This is a genomic window from Streptomyces zhihengii, assembly GCF_016919245.1.
Lineage (GTDB): Bacteria > Actinomycetota > Actinomycetes > Streptomycetales > Streptomycetaceae > Streptomyces > Streptomyces zhihengii.
Map to the genome: position 1 here is coordinate 5331372 of NZ_JAFEJA010000001.1, position 17128 is coordinate 5348499.

Here is a 17128-nt window from a genome sequence, read left to right on the forward strand (position 1 = left end):
GCGCCCACTGCGTCGTACGCATGTGCGGGGGAAGATCGCGTGGCGTGGAGGAGTGGTTGTGGACGACGGGGCGGGGCACCTCGGCGGTGGGCGGCCGGCACGGTCGCTGGGGCGCGCCGTGGCGGTGCTGACGGCCACGGCCGCGCTCCTGGTGACCGGCCCCGGCCTGGAGAGCGCCGCGGCCGCGGCCCCCTGCGCGGGGCGGCTCGCGAAGTCGGTCTCCTTCTCCAGCGGTGAGCTGCGGGTCTACCGCAGCGGCCAGCAGGTCTGCGCCGTCACCCTTGCCCGGAACCCGGGCATCCGCCGGACCATGTCGGTGTCGCTCCAGGCGCGGGGCGGCCGGGCGGAGGTCGACGAGGGCCGGTTCAGCCGCCAGGCGGGCCCGGTCACCGTCGCGCCGCGCGGGCGGTGCGTGCGCGCCACCGGGGCCGTCTCCGGCATCTCCCGTTCGACCGGCTGGATCCTCTGCTGACCGGGACGCGGGCCCCAGCGACCCCTGAGCGGTGCCGTCCCCTGCCTCGCGCCTGACGCCTGAAGCGGTGCCGCCCCGCCCGGCGGTTGACGTCTGAAGCGGTCCGGCCCCTGCCTCGCGCCTGAAGCGGCGCGGCCCCGCCCGGCGGCTGACGCCTGAAGCGGTCCGGCCCCTGCCTCACGCCTGAAGCGGCGCGGCCCCGCCCGGCGGCTGACGCCTGAAGCGGTCCGGCCCCTGCCTCGCGCCTGAAGCGGCGCGGCCCCGCCCGGCGGCTGACGCCTGAAGCGGTCCGGCCCCTGCCTCGCGCCTGAAGCGGCGCGGCCCCGCCCGGCGGCTGACGCCTGAAGCGGTCCGGCCCCTGCCTCGCGCCTGAAGCGGCGCGGCCCCGCCCGGCGCCTCACGCCTGAAGCGGCGCGGCTTCCGCCGTCCGGCCCCCTCCTTCGGCCGAATGCCGTACGGACCACGGCAGTTGTGCGTCCGTAAGGAGCAACGAGGTCTGGCGTCCATGGCGCCCGCACCGCTAGGTTCACCCGCGACCGATCTCAAGGGGAGATCTCCAGGGGAGGGTGAATGCGCAAGGCGCTCAGATGGCTGCTGTCGCTCGTGGTGCTCATAGGCACGATCAGCGCTGCCGGGATGACGGCGGGTGCGGCCACCGCCGCAGAGCCGGCCGCCGGCACGGACATCAAGGACCGGATCCTCGCGATTCCGGGCATGAAGCTCATCGAGGAGAAGCCGTATCCGGGCTACCGGTTCTTCGTCCTCACCTACGACCAGCCGGTCGACCACCGGCAACCGCGCAAGGGCACCTTCGCGCAGCGGATCACCCTGCTGCACAAGGACACGACCCGCCCCACCGTCTTCTTCACCTCCGGCTACAACGTGTCCACCACGCCGCGCCGCAGTGAGCCGACGGCCATCGTCGACGGCAACCAGCTCTCGATGGAGTACCGGTTCTTCACTCCGTCGCGGCCCCAGCCCGCCGACTGGTCGAAGCTGGACATCTGGCAGGCCGCCAGCGACCAGCACCGCCTGTTCACGGCCCTGAAGCCGGTCTACGACCGCAAGTGGCTGTCCACCGGCGGCTCGAAGGGCGGCATGACCGCCACGTACTACGAGCGCCACTACCCCCGGGACATGGACGGTGTCGTCGCGTACGTCGCGCCGAACGACGTCGTCAACAACGAGGACCGGGCGTACGACCGCTTCCTGGCGAACGTCGGCACCGCGGAGTGCCGCGACAGGCTGCACGCCGTGCAGCGCGAGGCCCTGGTCCGCCGGGCGCCGATGGAGAAGATCTACGAGACGTACGCCGCCGACGGCGGCTACACCTTCACCACGGTCGGCAGCCTGGACCGCGCCTACGAGGCCGTCGTCCTCGACTACGCGTGGGCGTTCTGGCAGTACAGCCTGCTCGCCGACTGCGAGTCCGTGCCCGCCGCGGCCGGCGCGAGCGACCAGGAGCTGTTCGACCACATCGACGCGGTCGCCGGCTTCTCCGCCTACGCCGACCAGGGGCTGTCCGCCTACACGCCGTACTACTACCAGGCCGGCACCGAGCTGGGCTCCCCGGACATCGCGCAGCCCCACCTGAAGGGCCTGAGCCGCTACGGCTACCAGCCGCCGCGGAACTTCGTGCCGCGGGACATCCCGATGCGCTTCAAGCCGTGGGTGATGAAGGACGTCGACACCTGGGTGCGGCACAACGCCACGCGCATGATGTTCGTCTACGGCGAGAACGACCCGTGGGGCGCGGAGCCGTTCCGCGTCGGCAAGGGCGCCCGCGACTCCTACGTCTACACGGCCCCCGGCGCCAACCACGGCGCCAACGTGGCCGGTCTCGTCCCGGACGAGAAGGCGAAGGCGACCGCGGCGATCCTGCGCTGGGCGGGCGTCGCCCCGGCCGCCGTGCAGGAGGACCCGGCGAAGGCGCGGCCGCTGGCCGAGGCCGACGCCAGGCTCGACAAGCGGGACATGGAGCGGACGCTGCGTCCGTGACGGGACGGGCCGCGGGCTTCCCGCCCGCGGCCCGGCCCCCGTGCGAGGGGCCCCGGCCACCACACCGTGGCGGCCGGGGCCCTTCGTGGATGCCGCCGGAGCGCACCGAGCGGGTGCGCTCCGCCGGCCGGCCGGCCCGCGGGCGGCACCCGGGCCGCCGGCCGGTGGCCCGTCAGCGGTACGAGAGTCCGTGGCCGACGGGGAAGAGCGTCTGCGCCGGGTCGTCCGCCCGCTGGACCGGGACCGGGAGGCGTCCCTCGGGCCTGGCCCTGCCCGCGATCACCCGTGCGGCGGCGCGCAGTTCGACGTCCGTCCACGAGTAGCTCGCCACGGCCGCACCGACGCCGCCCAGCCGGGCGATGTCGTACGGGTTGCGGATGGCGAGCGCCACGACCGGTACGCCCGTCGCCACCAGCCGGTCCACCAGGGTGCGCTGGGAACTGGTGGCCGAGACGTTGTACGTCGCGACGACGACCACGTCCTTGCCCCCGGCCGCGGCGACGGCCTCGGCGATCTTCGCCGCGGTCGGGGCCGTCCCGGTGGACAAGGCCCCCGCCGTGAAGCCGAGTTCCGTGAAGGCGTTCGCCAGGACGGTCGTCGGCGGGCCGGTCGTGCCGCTGGGCGAGGCCGGATCGGCGCCGACCACCAGCAGGTTCGGCCGGCTGCGGCGGCTCAGCGGCAGCAGCCCGTCCGGGTTGGTGAGCACCGTGGTGGTGCCCTCGGCGATCCGGTCGGCGGCGGCCAGGTGCGACCGGGTGCCCACGGTGCGGTCGACACCCCGCGCGCTGACGAACGGGTCGCGCAGCAGCCCGAGCCGCTCCTTCAGCCGCAGAATGCGCAGGATCGATTCCTCGATGCGCGCGACGCTCAGTTCGCCGCCGCGGACCGCCGCCAGCACGGCGTTCCAGGCGACCGCCAGGTCCGGCGGGTTGAGCAACTGGTCCACGCCCGCGAGCAGGGCGAGCACCGGGACCCGGTCGTCCCCGTATTTGATCCGCACGCCCTCCATGTTGAGCGCGTCCGTGACGACCACGCCGTCGTAGCCCAGTTCCTCGCGGAGGATGCCGGTGAGGATCGGACGGGACAGCGTGGCCGGGTCGTTGCTCGGGTCGAGCGCCGGGAACTGGATGTGCGCCGTCATGATCGAGTCGATCCCGGCCTCGATCGCGGCCCGGAACGGCGGCGCGTCGATCCGCTCCCACTCCTCGCGGGTGTGGGTGATCACCGGGATGCCGGTGTGGCTGTCCACCGAGGTGTCGCCGTGGCCCGGGAAGTGCTTGGACGTCGCCGCGATGCCCGCGCCCTGGTACCCCCTGACCTGGGCGGCCACCATCCGCGACACCGCGTCCGGCTCGGAGCCGAAGGACCGTACGCCGATGACCGGGTTGGCCGGGTTGACGTTGACGTCGGCGACCGGGGCGTAGTTCTGCACGATGCCCATGGCCGCCAGCTCCGAGCCCGCGATCCGGGCGGCGGTGCGCGCGTCCGAGCGCGAACCGCCCGCGCCGAGGGCCATCGCCCCCGGCACCAGGGTGGCGGGCTTGCCGACCCGGGCGACGATCCCGTGCTCCTGGTCGGTGGAGATCAGCAGCGGCACGGGTGTCGGCTGGGCGAGACCGGCCCGCTGGATGCCGTTGGAGAGCTCGGCGATCTGGTGCGGATCACGGGTGTTGTGCGCCCACGCGAAGTAGATGATGCCGCCGACGTGGTAGCGCTCGATCAGCTCCGCGGCGGTGCGGACGCCGATCTCCTTGAGATTGGCGTCGATGTCGGCCTGGTCGGGAGCGGTGGCCGAATGGCCGTAGACCCGCATCACGAAGAGCTGGCCGATCTTCTCCTCCAGGCTCATCCGCGCGATGAGCCGTTTCAGGCGGTCGTCCTTGGACGTGCCCGTCACGGCTGACGACGCCGATGCGGGGGACGCCGAGGCGATCGCCCCCGCCGCGACGGCGGTCGCGGTGAGAAGGGTGCGTCTGGAGACATTCCGGTCGTGCACTGGTGCTCCTTCCGGGCCTTGCTCGACAAGGGTGTGGCACAAGGGAGTTGAAGGAAACTTCCAAGGAGTCACGGATATCCGGAAAGTAACTGCCAGGTCAAGGGTGTGGCAAGGAAATGACGGCCCGGCACGCGGAATCTCCGCCGTCCGGCGGGGGACGGAGCACGGGCCGGCCGGCGGCCCGGGGGTGCGTGCGGCGCCTCGCGGCGGGGTTCAGCGTTCGGCGGCCGACCGCGGCCACGCGCGGCGGAGGGTGCGGACCGTCTCGGTGATCGCGGGGCGGCGGGCGGCGCCCGCGCGCCACAGGGCGCGCAGGCGCCGGCTCGGCACCGGGTCCAGGCGGACCGCGCGCACCTCGGGCGGCAGCGCGCCCCGCCCGAGCCGGGGGACGAGCGCGATGCCGAGCCCGGCGGCGACCAGGGCGACCTGGGTCTGGTGCTCCTCCGCGAGATGGGCGATCAGCGGCTCGTGGCCCGCCGCGCGCAGGGTCCGCATCAGCCAGTCGTGGCAGACCGTGCCCGGCGGCTGCGAGATCCACCGCTCGCCGCCGAGCTCCTCGCGGCGCACCGAGCCCGCGGCGGTCAGCCGGTGCTCCGCGGGGACCAGCAGATCGCACAGGTCCGTCCCGATCACCGCCTGCTCCAGCCCCGGGGGCGTCGGCAGCGGGGCGATGTCCCAGTCGTGGGCCACGGCGAGGTCCACCGCGCCCCGGGCCACCAGATCGATCGACAGGTGCGGGTCGATCTCCTGCATCCGGATGTCCAGCGCCGGATGCCGGTCCGCGAGATCGGCCAGCACCCGGGGCATCAGCCCGCGCGCCGCGCTGGCGAAGCAGGCCACCGCGAGCCGCCCGGCGGGCTCCCCGCGGCGCTCCTCCAGGCGGACCTCCGCCGCCTCCACGATCGACATCAACTCCTGTGCGGTGAGCGCGAGTTGATGTGCCTCGTCGGTGAGCCGGATACCGCGCCCCCGGCGCTCCAGCAGCGTGGTGCGGGTCTCCCGCTCCAGCTTGGCGATCTGCTGGGAGACGGCGGACGGGGTGTAGCCCAGCGCGGTGGCGGCGGCGCCGATGGTGCCGTGGACGGAGACGGCGTGCAGGGCGCGCAGCCGGCCGAGATCGAGCACGATGCCCCCTTCGTCGGGTGCGGGCCGCTCGTCACGGCATTCGACAGAATTCCTTCATCCAACCATGAAGGAACGTGTGCTGGTGCTACACAGTTGCACGCTACATCCTCGATGTCATGCGCCCTGCCACCCTGAGCCCCGCGGGGCCCGCCGCGGTCATGTCCCGGGTCCACGCCATGCCCCCCGCCCACATCGCCCTCGCCACCCTGGTCACGGCGGTCTGGGGGGTCAACTTCGTCGTCATCGCGGTCGGCCTCGACCACTTCCCGCCGCTGCTCTTCTCCGCCCTGCGCTTCCTGGCGGCCGCGCTCCCCGCGGTCTTCTTCGTCGGCCGCCCCAAGGTCGCGTGGAAGTGGATCGTGGGGGTCGGCCTCGCGCTCGGGGTCGCCAAGTTCGGGCTGCTCTTCAGCGGCATGGAGCAGGGCGCCCCGGCGGGTCTCTCCTCGCTGATCCTCCAGGTCCAGGCCGTGTTCACCGCGCTCTTCGCCTTCCTCGCCCTCGGCGAACGCCCCGGTCCGCTACGGGTGGTGGGCATGGCCGTCGCGCTCGCGGGCATCGCCGTCGCCGCCGTCGACGAGGGCACCTCCGGCCCCCTGCTGGGCTTCATGCTGGTCATCGCCGCGGCGGCCTGCTGGGGCGTCTCCAACGTCTTCACCCGCAAGGCGTCCCCGCCGGACGCGCTGAACTTCATGGTCTGGGTCAGCGTCGTCCCGGTCCTGCCGCTGCTCGCGCTCTCCCTGCTCCTGGAGGGTCCCGACCGCGACCTCGCGGCCCTGCGCTCGCTCGACTGGACGGGTGTGGGGGTGATCCTCTTCGTCGCCTGGGTCGCCACGATCTTCGGCTTCGGCGCCTGGGGGTTCCTCATGCGCCACCACCCGGCCTCGGCGGTGGCGCCCTTCTCCCTGCTGGTGCCCGTCTTCGGCATGAGTTCGGCCGCCCTGTTCCTGGACGAGTCCATCAGCCCGCTGCGCTGGTGCGCGGCCGCGCTGCTGGTCGGCGGCGTCGCCCTCACCACGCTCGCGCGGGGCGGCCGGGGCGGGACGAGCCCGACCGGCGCACCCGCGCAGGCGGCGCACCCGAACAGCTCCGCCGACGCACCCGAGCAGCCCGCCGTCGGCGTACCCGAGCAGCCCGGCCGGCGCACCTGAGCCGTCCGGCCGGCGACCCGGGCGGCCCGGGGCGGCCTCAGCGGCCGCCGGCGGGGAGCGGCGCCCGGCGCGGGTACCGGGCGCGCACCGCGTCGACGCACAGGTCGCGGGAGGTCGGCCCGCCGAACCGGAGCCGGTCGTACCCGGTGAACGCGGGCTCCAAGGCGTCGAGTTCGTCGACGAGGGCGTGCAGCCGCGCGGACCAGGCGTCCGAGCCCGCGTCCGGCTCCGCGGGAGCCGCGCCGATGGCCGCGGTGAGCTCCTCCTTCCGCCGGATCGTGGCGGGCCGGACGGAGTGCAGGCAGACGTACTGTCCGCTCAGGTACGCCTCCCACTCCCGGCGCCCGGTCTCCCGGTCGGGCCACTGGCCGGTGAACCACTCCTCCAGCCGCTCCGGGCCACCGGCCTCCTCCGTCAGGGCGAAGAGGTCGCGCGGCACCATCTCGGCGCCGTCGGAGCGGAGGTAGCCCGGCAGCGGCAGCAGACCGGACAGCATCGTCAGACGCACCGCCCCCGGGTCACGGCCCTGGGCGGCGCAGAGGTCCTCCAGCACGGCGAACCGGGCGCTGACGTAGGCGTCGTCGGCGGGCGTCATGGGGTGGTCGCCGTTGATCCTGCGGAAACGGGCGGCGAGTTCGGACTCGTACACGGGCGGGGCCTTTCGACGGAGGCGGTGGCGCGCCCGGAGGTGACGACCTCCGGGCCGCGTCGCCCTCATGCTGGCCCGCACTCCGTTCGGCCCCGGCCGAACCGTGCCCGCCACCCGTTCGGCCCCGGCCGGATCCGTGCCCGCGCCCATGCCCGCGGCGCCCCAGCGGTACGCGCACGACCCGGCACCCGCCGGGCACCCCGGCCTGTCCGGCGACCCGGCGACCCGGCGTCCCCCGGGCAACCCGGCCCGTCCGGCGACCCTGCACCCGCCGGGCAACCCAGCCTGTCCGGCGACCCGGCGACCCGGCGACCCGGCGTCCCCCGGGCAACCCAGCCCGTCCGGCGATTGAGGACACCCGCGCGCAGCGGGGGTGCGCGACCACCGGCCGCAACGGGGGCAGGAACCCCCGGCACGGGGCCGGACCCCCCGGCGCCCCGCGCCCAACCCCCCGCGCGGACCCCCCGCGCCTCGCGCGGACCCCCCGGCGCCGTCAGACCAGCGAGCGCAGGTGCGCCACGCCCCCGGCCAGCAGCCCGGGCAGCTCCGCCGCCCGCTCGTACCACCGCTTCTCGTACTCCCAGCACACCCACCCGTCCGGGTCGGCCAGAGCCAGGCACTCGCCGAGCGGGAGGATCCCCTCGCCCAGCGGCAGCGGGGTGAGGTCGTCCCGCGAGGCGACGTCCTTGACCTGGAGGTAGCCCAGGTACGGACTGAGCGAGGCGTGCGAGGTGGCCGGCGGCTCGTCGCCGAGCCAGGTGTGCATCACGTCCCACAGCGCGCCCGCGTGCTTGTGCCCGACGGTGCCGACGATCCGCGACACGTCCTGGCCGGTGCGGTGGGAGTCGTGGGTCTCCAGCAGGATCCGCACGCCCACGCTCGCGGCCGTCTCGGCCGCCGCGCCCAGCCGCCGTGCCGCGACGGCGTCCGCCTCGGCCGGGTCGGAGTCGCCGCCACCGGGGAAGACCCGGACGAACGGCGCCCCGAGGTCACCGGCGAGGCGCACCAGCCGGTCGAGCTCGGTCAGCACCGGTCCGTCGTCGCCGGGCGCGGCGACGCGCGCGTACCCGGCGAGGGTCAGGATCTCGATCCCGGCCTGCGCGAACTCCCGCGCGACCGCCTCGCGTTCCGGCGTGGGGAGGTCCAGGTGCACCGGCTCCTCGGGATGGGTGCGCAGCTCCACCCCCTGGTAGCCGGTGGACGCCGCGAGCGCGGCGACGTCGGCGACGGGCATGCCCGGCACGCCGAGTGTCGAGAAGGCGAACTTCATGGAGGAACCTCTCTCCGGTCGGTGACCTGTCGTCCTGTCGTCTGTCGGGCACCTGCCCACGATGGGCCGCTACCCGCCCGCCGCCCCGCCACCCCGCGCCCCGGGGTGTCGCACACCACCCGTACGGGCACGCCGGTCCGCACGCCCCGCACAGGTGCGCCGATCGGCCCACCCGCACGGGCAGTCCGGCCCGGCCGGCGATCCGCCCGGCTTCGTCGCACGCCCCCGCGCGCGGACCCGCCTCCGGCGTGCGGACCCGCCCCCGCGCGGCCCCGCCCGCGCCCCACCCGCGCCCCGCCCCTGGCGTCAGGCGCGCGGCGGCGCCGTCGACCCCCGCACCATCAGCTCGGCCGGGATCGTCGCGATGCCGCCCGGGGGAGGGGTCTCGTTGCCCATCGCCAGCCGCCCCGCCCGGGCGCCCGCCTCGAACAGCGGCAGCCGCACCGTCGTCAGCGAGGGCACCACGTCGATCGAGAACGGCAGGTCGTCGAAGCCGGCCACCGAGATGTCCTCGGGGATGCGCAGCCCCTGGTCGCGCAGGGCCGCGCACGCGCCCAGCGCCACCGTGTCGTTCGCCGCCACCACCGCGGTCAGCGACGCGTCCCTGCGCAGCAGTTCGAGGGTGGCGTCGTAGCCGGAGCGCCGGTCGTAGGAGCCGTGCACGGTGAGCCGTTCCAGCCCCGCGACGTCCCCCTCGCCCACCAGGCCGGCGGCGGTCACGGCGGCCCGGTGGCCCTCCAGCCGGTGCCGGGTCGTGGTGCGCTCCAGAGGTCCCGCGACATAGCCGATGCGCCGGTGGCCGAGCGCGATCAGGTGCTCGGTCAGCCGCCGCCCGCCGCCGCGGTTGTCGAAGGCGAGCGAGGCGACGATCGCGTCCGAGCCGGGCAGCGGGGGCCGCCCGCACAGCACCACCCGGGTGCCGGCGTCCGCGAGCTTGGTCAGTTTGGCGCTCATCGCGGAGATGTGGGCGGGGTCCTCGATCGCGCCGCCGGTGAGCACGACGGCGGCGGCGCGCTGGCGCTGGAGCAGGGTGAGATAGGTCAGTTCGCGCTCCGGGGAGCCGCCGGTGTTGCAGACGACGGCCAGCTTCTCGCCGCCCGCGCGCCCCGTGCCCTCCTGGCCGCCGATCTCGGTCTGGGCCGCGCCGGCCATGATCCCGAAGAACGGGTCGGCGATGTCGTTGACCAGGATGCCGACCAGGTCGGAGGTGGCCGCGGCGAGCGAGCTGGCCGGGCCGTTGAGGACGTAGTCCAGTTCGTCGACCGCCCGCAGCACCCGTTCCCGGGTCGAGGCGGCCACCGGGTAGTTGCCGTTCAGCACACGGGAGACGGTCGCCGGGGACACCCGTGCGCGGGCCGCCACATCCGCCAGGGTGACTGTCATCGCTTTCCTCCGTGTGTGATGAGCGCCCCCCTTGTCGGGGCCGCTGTCGGCAGGCTAGCTTCATACCGCGTAGAAAGCGCTTGCTACGCTCGTATCGAGAGAACTCGGGTGAACCGAGACGAAAGAGGGAGGCACCTCGTGACACGCAGGACCGTGCGGATCGCCATGAACGGCGTCACTGGGCGGATGGGCTACCGCCAGCACCTGGTGCGTTCCATCCTCGCCATCCGGGAGCAGGGCGGCCTGGCTCTCGGCGGCGGCGAGGTCCTGTGGCCCGAGCCCGTGCTCGTCGGCCGCCGTGAGCACGCCCTGCGGGAGATCGCCGAGCGCCACGGCCTCACCGAGGTCGCCACCGACCTCGACGCCGTGCTCGCCGACGACAGCATCGACATCTACTTCGACGCGCAGGTCACCTCCGCCCGCGAGGAGGCCCTCAAGAAGGCCGTCGCGGCCGGAAAGCACATCTACACGGAGAAGCCGACCGCCACCGACCTCGCGGGCGCCCTGGACCTGGCCCGGCTCGCCACGTCCGCCGGCATCAAGCACGGCGTCGTGCAGGACAAGCTCTTCCTGCCGGGTCTGCTGAAGCTCAAGCGCCTGATCGACGGCGGCTTCTTCGGCGAGATCCTCTCGGTGCGCGGCGAGTTCGGCTACTGGGTCTTCGAGGGCGACTGGCAGGAGGCCCAGCGCCCGAGCTGGAACTACCGCTCCGAGGACGGCGGCGGCATCGTCGTCGACATGTTCCCGCACTGGGAGTACGTGCTGCACGAGCTGTTCGGCCGGGTGACCACGGTCAGCGCCCATGTCAGCACCCATGTGCCGCGCCGCTGGGACGAGCAGGGCAAGCCCTACGACGCGACCGCCGACGACTCCGCGTACGGCATCTTCCAGCTCGACGGCGGCGCGGTCGCCCAGATCAACTCCTCCTGGTCGGTCCGCGTCAACCGCGACGAGCTGGTCGAGTTCCAGGTCGACGGCACCCACGGCTCCGCCGTCGCCGGTCTGCGCAACTGCCGCGTGCAGCACCGCTCCGCGACCCCGAAGCCGGTGTGGAACCCGGACCTGCCCGTCACCGAGTCCTTCCGCGACCAGTGGCAGCAGGTGCCGGACAACGCCGAGTTCGACAACGGCTTCAAGGCCCAGTGGGAGCTGTTCCTGCGCCACATCGCGCTCGACGAGCCCTACCACTGGGACCTGCTGGCCGGCGCCCGCGGCGTCCAGCTGGCCGAGCTGGGCCTGCGCAGCCACGCCGAGGGCCGCCGCCTGGACGTGCCGGAGCTGTCGCTGTGACGATCCTGCTCCCGAACCCCGGTGGCGGCGTCCGCGCCCACGAGCCCCGCACCGAGCCGCTGGGCTTCACCGCCGGTGTGCCGCTCACCTCCCGTACGGTCTTCTCCGCCGCCCATGTGGTGGCCGACCCGTACGCCGACACCACCCCCGACTCGCCGGCGGCCGTCGACTGGGACGCCACCCTCGCCTTCCGCCGCCACCTGTGGTCGCACGGGCTCGGGGTCGCCGAGGCGATGGACACCGCGCAGCGCGGCATGGGCCTGGACTGGGCGGGCGCGGCGGAGCTGATCCGCCGCTCGGCCGCCGAGGCGAAGTCCGTGGGCGGCGCGATCGCCTGCGGCGTCGGCACCGACCAGCTGACCGGTCCCGCCACGCTCGACGCCGTCCGCGCGGCGTACGAGGAGCAGCTCGCCCTCGTCGAGTCGACCGGCGCGCAGGCGATCCTGATGGCCTCCCGGGCCCTCGCCGCCGCCGCGACCTCGCCCGACGACTACGTCGAGCTCTACTCCCATCTGCTCCGCCAGGCGTCGGAGCCGGTGATCCTGCACTGGCTCGGCCCGATGTTCGACCCGGCCCTGGAGGGCTACTGGGGCTCGTCCGACCTGGACGCGGCCACCTCCGTCTTCCTCGACGTGATCGCCGCCCACCCCGACAAGGTCGACGGCATCAAGGTCTCGCTGCTGGACGCCCGCCGCGAGGTGGAGCTGCGCCGGCGCCTGCCGCAGGGCGTGCGCTGCTACACCGGCGACGACTTCAACTACCCGGAGCTGATCGCGGGCGACGAGGCGGGGTTCAGCCACGCGCTGCTCGGCATCTTCGACCCGCTGGGCCCGCTGGCGGCCGAGGCGGTACGGGTCCTCGACACCGGTGACACGCCCGGCTTCCGCAAGCTCCTCGACCCCACGGTCGAGCTCTCCCGGCACCTGTTCCAGGCGCCGACCCGCTTCTACAAGACGGGCGTGGTCCTCCTCGCCTGGCTCGCCGGGCACCAGTCCCACTTCACGATGGTGGGCGGCCTCCAGTCCGCGCGGTCGCTGCCGCACCTGGCCCGTGCCTACGAACTCGCCGACGGACTGGGCCTGTTCCCGGACCCGGCGCTCGCCGAGGCCCGCATGAAGTCCCTGCTGACCGTCCACGGAGTCCCGCAGTGAGCGACGCCCTCTCCCGCTTCAGCATCAACCAGATGACCGTGAAGCAGCTCGGGCTGCCCGCGCTCGTCGACAACTGCGCGCGCCTCGGGATCCCCGCGGTGGGCCTGTGGCGCGAACCGGTCGCGGAGTACGGGCTCCAGGCGGCGGCGAAACTCGTCCGCGACGCCGGGCTCGCCGTCTCGTCCCTGTGCCGCGGCGGCTTCCTCACCGCGGCCGACGACGAGGGGCGCGCCCGTGCCCTGGCCGACAACCGTGCGGCCATCGACGAGGCGGCGACGCTCGGCACGGACACCCTGGTGCTGGTCTCCGGCGGACTCCCGCCGGGCAGCCGCGATCTGGTGGCCGCCCGCGCCCGCATCGGGGAGGCGCTCACCGAAGTCGCGCCGTACGCGGGCGAGCGCGGCGTGCGGCTGGCGATCGAGCCCCTGCACCCCATGTTCGCGTCGGACCGCTGTGTGGTCTCGACGCTCGACCAGGCGCTGGAACTGGCCGCACCGTTCCCCGCCTCCCAGGTCGGCGTGGTCGTCGACACCTACCACGTCTGGTGGGACGACCACGCTCCGGCGGCCGTTGCCCGTGCGGGGGCCACGGACCGTGTCCACTCCTTCCAGCTCGCCGACTGGACGACCCCCCTCCCGGAGGGCGTCCTGAACGGCCGGGGCCAGATCGGCGACGGCGCCGTCGACATGCGCGCATGGCGCGAGCGTGTCGAGGCGACCGGCTGGACGGGCTTCATCGAGGTGGAGCTGTTCAACGACGGGCTCTGGGCCCGGGACGGAGTGGAGGTGCTGGAGGAGACCGCGCGGCGCTTCGTGTCGGAGGTCTTCTGAGCACGGTGGGCACGGGGTCGGGACGCGCGTGCGGCGCGTCCCGGACGCCGTACGGGGGAGGCCGGCCGTCGCCGGCCGGGGGCATCGGGCGCGTGGGGCGTCCGGGGCGTCCGCGGTGACGGATCCTCCCCTCCGGCCCGCGCCGATGTTGCGCATGCGGCGCGGGCCGTCCTTTTCCCGGGGCGGCGCCGGGGTCGGCCGGCGCCGCCCCGCCACGGGAGCCGCCGGCACGCGTGCCGGCGCCTCGGGGGCGCGCACGCAGAGCCCCCCGTCACGGGGGTCGCCGGCACACATCCCGCGCCTCGGGGCCGCCGGCAGCGGTGGTTGATCAAGCAATAGTTACCACTGCGTAACTTACTGGCGGGTTACTTCGGGTAACTAGCGGTGCTAGCTTGCGCTCACCTGCATCGGAGCAGAGAGCGAGGAGTGAGCTGTGAGCCGCACCACCACCCGTTCGCGTTCCACGTCGGCCGCCCCCCACGGCCGGACCCCGTCACGCCGCCGCGCCCACCTGGCCGCCGTCGCCGTCGCCGGCGCGGCCTGCCTGGCGACCGCGATCGTCGCGGTACCGGCGTCGGCCGCCGACGGCACCGCCCCCACCACCCGGGCGGACGCCGCCGCCCCCGACTTCTACACGCCGCCGGCCCAACTGCCCGCCGGCAACGGCGCCCTGATCCGCACCGAGCCGCTGAAGCTCGGCCTCAGCCTGCCCGGCCTGGACGGCAAGACGCTGCCGGGCACCGCCACCCGGCTGATGTACAAGTCGACCGACGCGGGCGGCGCCCCCGTCGCCGTCACCGGCGCCTACATCGAACCGTCCGCCGCCTGGAAGGGCACGGGCCCGCGCCCGCTGGTGGCGCTCGCCTCCGGCACCATGGGCCAGGGCGACCAGTGCGCGCCCTCCAAGGCCCTGGAGAACCCGCTCTCCCTCGGCGCCGACTCGATCTCCGTCGGCTACGAGAACCTGGCCGTCTACCGCATCCTCTCCACCGGCGCCGCGGTCGTGGTCACCGACTACGCGGGCCTCGGCACCCCCGACCGGATCCACACCTACGTGAACCGGGTCGACGAGGGACACGCGCTCCTCGACGCCGCCCGCGCCGCGCGGGCCGTCCCCGGCGCGTCCGTCACGGCCGCCTCCCGCGTCGGCCTCTACGGCTACAGCCAGGGCGGCGGCGCCAGCGCCTCGGCCGCCGAACTCCAGTCCTCGTACGCCCCGGACGTGCCCGTCGTGGGCACCTACGCGGGCGCCCCGCCGGCCGATCTGACCGCCACCATGAAGGGCATCGACGGCAGCGCCCTGGCCGGCGCCCTCGCCTGGTCCATCAACGGCTTCGCCCAGTCCGACCCCGAACTGAAGCCGATCGTCGAGGCGCGCACCAACGACGCCGGCAAGAAGGCCCTGGCCGACGCGTCGACCATGTGCGTCGGCGACGCGATCTTCGGCTTCGGCTTCGCCAAGAGCACCAAGTGGACGGCCGACGGGCGCTCCCTCGCCGAGATCATCGCCACCGAACCGCGGCTCCAGGCGGTGCTGGACAAGCAGCGCATCGGCACCCTGAAGCCGACCGGGCCGGTCCGCCTCGCCACCGGCATCCAGGACGACATCGTCCCGCACGGGCAGGCCCGCCAACTCGCCGTCGACTGGTGCCGCAAGGGGGCCAAGGTCAGCTACGAGGCGGTCTCCCTGCCCAACCTCGGCGACAAGCTGCTGACCAACCACCTCGTCCCGCTCATCACCGACCAGGGCGCGGCGATCTCCTGGATCACCGACCGCCTGGAGGGCAAGCCGGCCCTCTCCAACTGCTGGTCCATGCCCGTCCAGCCGTGACGCCCGCCGCCGCTGCCACCCCCACGAGGGCGGCAGCGGCGGCAGGCCCTGTCGGCGGCACCGGGCAGAATCCGCTCCATGACCGACACACCGCCGTCCGTGCGGGCCGCCTGGGCCCGTATCGACGCCTGGCTCGCGGTGCACGCGCCCCGGAGCTTCGCCCTGCTCGCCCCGCCCGCCGACCCGGCGGACGTCGAACGGGCGCAGCAGGAGACGGGGCTGCGGTTCCCGCAGGAGCTGCTCGACTCGCTCGCGTGCCACGACGGGTCGCACGGCTCCCCGGTCCTGCCGGGCAGGCCGCTGCTCCCGGCGGAGGGCATCATCGCCGTCCGGCGGCGGGCGATGGACCTGCTGGAGTGGGCCGAACAGCAGGGATGGGCGGAGGACGACGACGGGGGCGAGCAGACCTGGCACCCGATGTGGGTCCCCTTCGCGGAGGGCGACGGCGACGCCGAGGTGATCGACCTGCGCACCTGGGAGACGTACGGCCTGGTCGGCACCGTGCACCACGACGAGGGCGGCCTCCAGGACACCTGGCCCTCCCTCGGCGCCTACCTCACCGCGATCGCCGACGCCCTCGACCAGGGCGGCACGGTCGGCGTCACCGCTCCCTATCTCACCCCGGACCGCGCGCTGGAGTGGCATGTGCCCGCGCACGTCCGCCCGGAGCGGGCCCTGACGCCCGCACCGGCCGGCGGGCGGACTCCGTAGACGCGCCTGCCGCCACGGAGTCGGCCCCGCCGCTCAGCCCGTCGGTTCGCGGCAACGGAGTCGCCACGCCGCTCAGCCCGTCGGTCCGCGGCAACGGGTCTCGTCGAGAAGGTGCCCGGTGAGCAGGCCCTCCACGCAGGCGACCGGTGCGGCGTCCTCGAAGCTCATCAAGGTGAGCAGGCTCTGCATCAGGGCATGCGCTCCCGCGCCGAACGGCAGCACGTGCAGCCGCAGCCGCCCTTCCTCCGCGAGATCCGCGATCCGGTGGAGCTGCCCGGCCATCACCTGCCCGCCGCCCACCCGGCGCCGCAACACGGCCTCGTCCAGCAGCGTCCACAGCACCGGCCGGTCCGGCCCCTCCAGGACGCGGGCGCGCTCCGTGCGAATGACAACGGCACGGTCGGCGTACTCGGCGTCCAGATCCTGGAGCAACGGGGATCGTGGCCGCCGAGAGCGGTCCGCGGAAAAATCCTCCGCCGGTGACATAGCGGGGGACGCGTCCCGCCGTCTGAGGGGTGTAGGCGACACGACCACGCCCCGCACGGGGCAACTCCCCATACGACGGAGGACAGATGAAGACGCGCAGGTTCGTCATGGCGGGCGTCATGGCGGCATTGCTCGCGGGCGGGGCGGGCACCGCCGTCGCGCTCGGCGGCGACACGTCGGCCACCACCGCCGCGCAGCAGCGGACCGGCACTCCCGCGGCGGCGGCCACTGAGGCCACCCGTCTCGCCACGGCGCAGGCGGAGGCCGTCGCCGCCGCGCAGGCCGCCGCCCGGGGCCCGCGCGTGGTGCGGCCCTACGAGCCCGTGGAGATAGGCCAGGGCGCGAAGATGGGCCTGCTCCCGCAGGGGCGGCAGAACTACGTCGTCGCCTGGAACGACTACGCCGCCTCGGTGGAACGCGCCAAGGGCCTCGTCGGCGACAGCATCCGCCCGAACAGCCTCAGCGGCGGCGTGAACACCGACGGCGACGACGTCCTGTTCACCGGCGCCTTCCGCACCCACACCGTCCCGGCGCGCATCACCGTGCGGATCGGCGACGGCGCGGTGCGGGACGCGGGCATGCTGAAGCTGCCCGGCAACCCGGGCTGGGGCACCTACCATCTCGACGCGGCGGGCGAGGGCCCCCTGGTGGAGACCGTGCGCGTCACCGCGTACGGGCCGGACGGCGCCGAGCTGGCCCGGCTGACGTTCGACCCCGGACCGGCCGGCGGCCGCTGACCCCGCGCACCGGTGCGCCGCCGACGTCCGGCGGCGCACCGGCACCGTGCG

At 74.5% G+C, this 17128-nt stretch carries 14 protein-coding genes and 1 pseudogene; 9 read left to right on the plus strand and 6 right to left on the minus strand.

The window, feature by feature from the left end; all coding sequences use genetic code 11:
* The first annotated feature begins 58 nt into the window (after positions 1–58).
* A complete protein-coding gene (locus JE024_RS22660) occupies positions 59–472 on the plus strand; it encodes a hypothetical protein (protein ID WP_205375340.1) in 414 nt (137 codons plus the stop codon).
* A gap of 570 nt (positions 473–1042) precedes the next feature.
* Complete coding sequence (locus JE024_RS22665; protein ID WP_205375341.1) at positions 1043–2470, plus strand: serine protease; 1428 nt, start codon at positions 1043–1045, stop codon at positions 2468–2470.
* A gap of 172 nt (positions 2471–2642) precedes the next feature.
* On the opposite strand, the gene JE024_RS22670 is transcribed toward JE024_RS22665, so the two are convergent.
* Both JE024_RS22670 and JE024_RS22675 read right to left on the minus strand, forming a co-directional pair.
* Complete coding sequence (locus JE024_RS22670; protein WP_205375342.1) at positions 2643–4466, minus strand: glycoside hydrolase family 3 protein; 1824 nt, start codon at positions 4464–4466, stop codon at positions 2643–2645.
* A 213-nt stretch (positions 4467–4679) separates the two neighbouring features.
* Positions 4680–5591: a LysR family transcriptional regulator gene (locus JE024_RS22675; RefSeq protein ID WP_205375343.1), complete on the minus strand. Its 912-nt coding sequence runs from the start codon at positions 5589–5591 to the stop codon at positions 4680–4682.
* A gap of 176 nt (positions 5592–5767) precedes the next feature.
* Here JE024_RS22675 and JE024_RS22680 point away from each other — a divergent pair, with 176 nt between their 5' ends.
* The gene (locus tag JE024_RS22680; protein WP_205376680.1) at positions 5768–6739 is read left to right on the plus strand and encodes an EamA family transporter; all 972 of its coding nucleotides are present in this window, start codon (positions 5768–5770) and stop codon (positions 6737–6739) included.
* A gap of 37 nt (positions 6740–6776) precedes the next feature.
* On the opposite strand, the gene JE024_RS22685 is transcribed toward JE024_RS22680, so the two are convergent.
* From JE024_RS22685 to JE024_RS22695, 3 genes are all read right to left on the minus strand, one after another.
* On the minus strand, positions 6777–7334 hold the full coding sequence (locus JE024_RS22685) for a DUF6058 family natural product biosynthesis protein (protein ID WP_244883208.1): 558 nt from the start codon (positions 7332–7334) through the stop codon (positions 6777–6779).
* Between the two features lie 547 nt (positions 7335–7881).
* A complete protein-coding gene (locus JE024_RS22690) occupies positions 7882–8658 on the minus strand; it encodes a sugar phosphate isomerase/epimerase family protein (RefSeq protein WP_205375345.1) in 777 nt (258 codons plus the stop codon).
* Between the two features lie 306 nt (positions 8659–8964).
* Positions 8965–10041 (minus strand): LacI family DNA-binding transcriptional regulator, encoded by a 1077-nt coding sequence (locus JE024_RS22695; RefSeq protein ID WP_205375346.1) that lies wholly within the window; start codon positions 10039–10041, stop codon positions 8965–8967.
* 138 nt (positions 10042–10179) lie between these two features.
* On the opposite strand from JE024_RS22695, the gene JE024_RS22700 reads away from it, so the two are divergent.
* From JE024_RS22700 to JE024_RS22720, 5 genes are all read left to right on the plus strand, one after another.
* Positions 10180–11331 carry a Gfo/Idh/MocA family protein gene (locus JE024_RS22700; RefSeq protein WP_205375347.1) on the plus strand — a complete coding sequence of 384 codons (1152 nt, stop codon included), beginning with the start codon at positions 10180–10182 and terminating at the stop codon, positions 11329–11331.
* Positions 11328–12482: a dihydrodipicolinate synthase family protein gene (locus tag JE024_RS22705; RefSeq protein ID WP_205375348.1), complete on the plus strand. Its 1155-nt coding sequence runs from the start codon at positions 11328–11330 to the stop codon at positions 12480–12482. The genes JE024_RS22700 and JE024_RS22705 overlap by 4 nt, the downstream gene beginning before the upstream one ends.
* Before the next feature lie 32 nt (positions 12483–12514).
* Entirely contained in the window at positions 12515–13312 is a 798-nt protein-coding gene (locus tag JE024_RS22710) for a sugar phosphate isomerase/epimerase family protein (protein WP_205376681.1), read from the plus strand.
* A gap of 433 nt (positions 13313–13745) precedes the next feature.
* Entirely contained in the window at positions 13746–15143 is a 1398-nt protein-coding gene (locus JE024_RS22715; RefSeq protein ID WP_205375349.1) for a lipase family protein, read from the plus strand.
* A gap of 78 nt (positions 15144–15221) precedes the next feature.
* Complete coding sequence (locus tag JE024_RS22720) at positions 15222–15854, plus strand: SMI1/KNR4 family protein (RefSeq protein ID WP_205375350.1); 633 nt, start codon at positions 15222–15224, stop codon at positions 15852–15854.
* A 99-nt stretch (positions 15855–15953) separates the two neighbouring features.
* Here the strand turns inward: JE024_RS22720 and JE024_RS22725 are convergent.
* A pseudogene (locus JE024_RS22725) lies at positions 15954–16268 on the minus strand (DUF5753 domain-containing protein); the annotation flags it as partial.
* 158 nt (positions 16269–16426) lie between these two features.
* Here JE024_RS22725 and JE024_RS22730 point away from each other — a divergent pair.
* A complete protein-coding gene (locus JE024_RS22730) occupies positions 16427–17077 on the plus strand; it encodes a hypothetical protein (RefSeq protein WP_205375351.1) in 651 nt (216 codons plus the stop codon).
* Positions 17078–17128 lie beyond the last annotated feature (51 nt).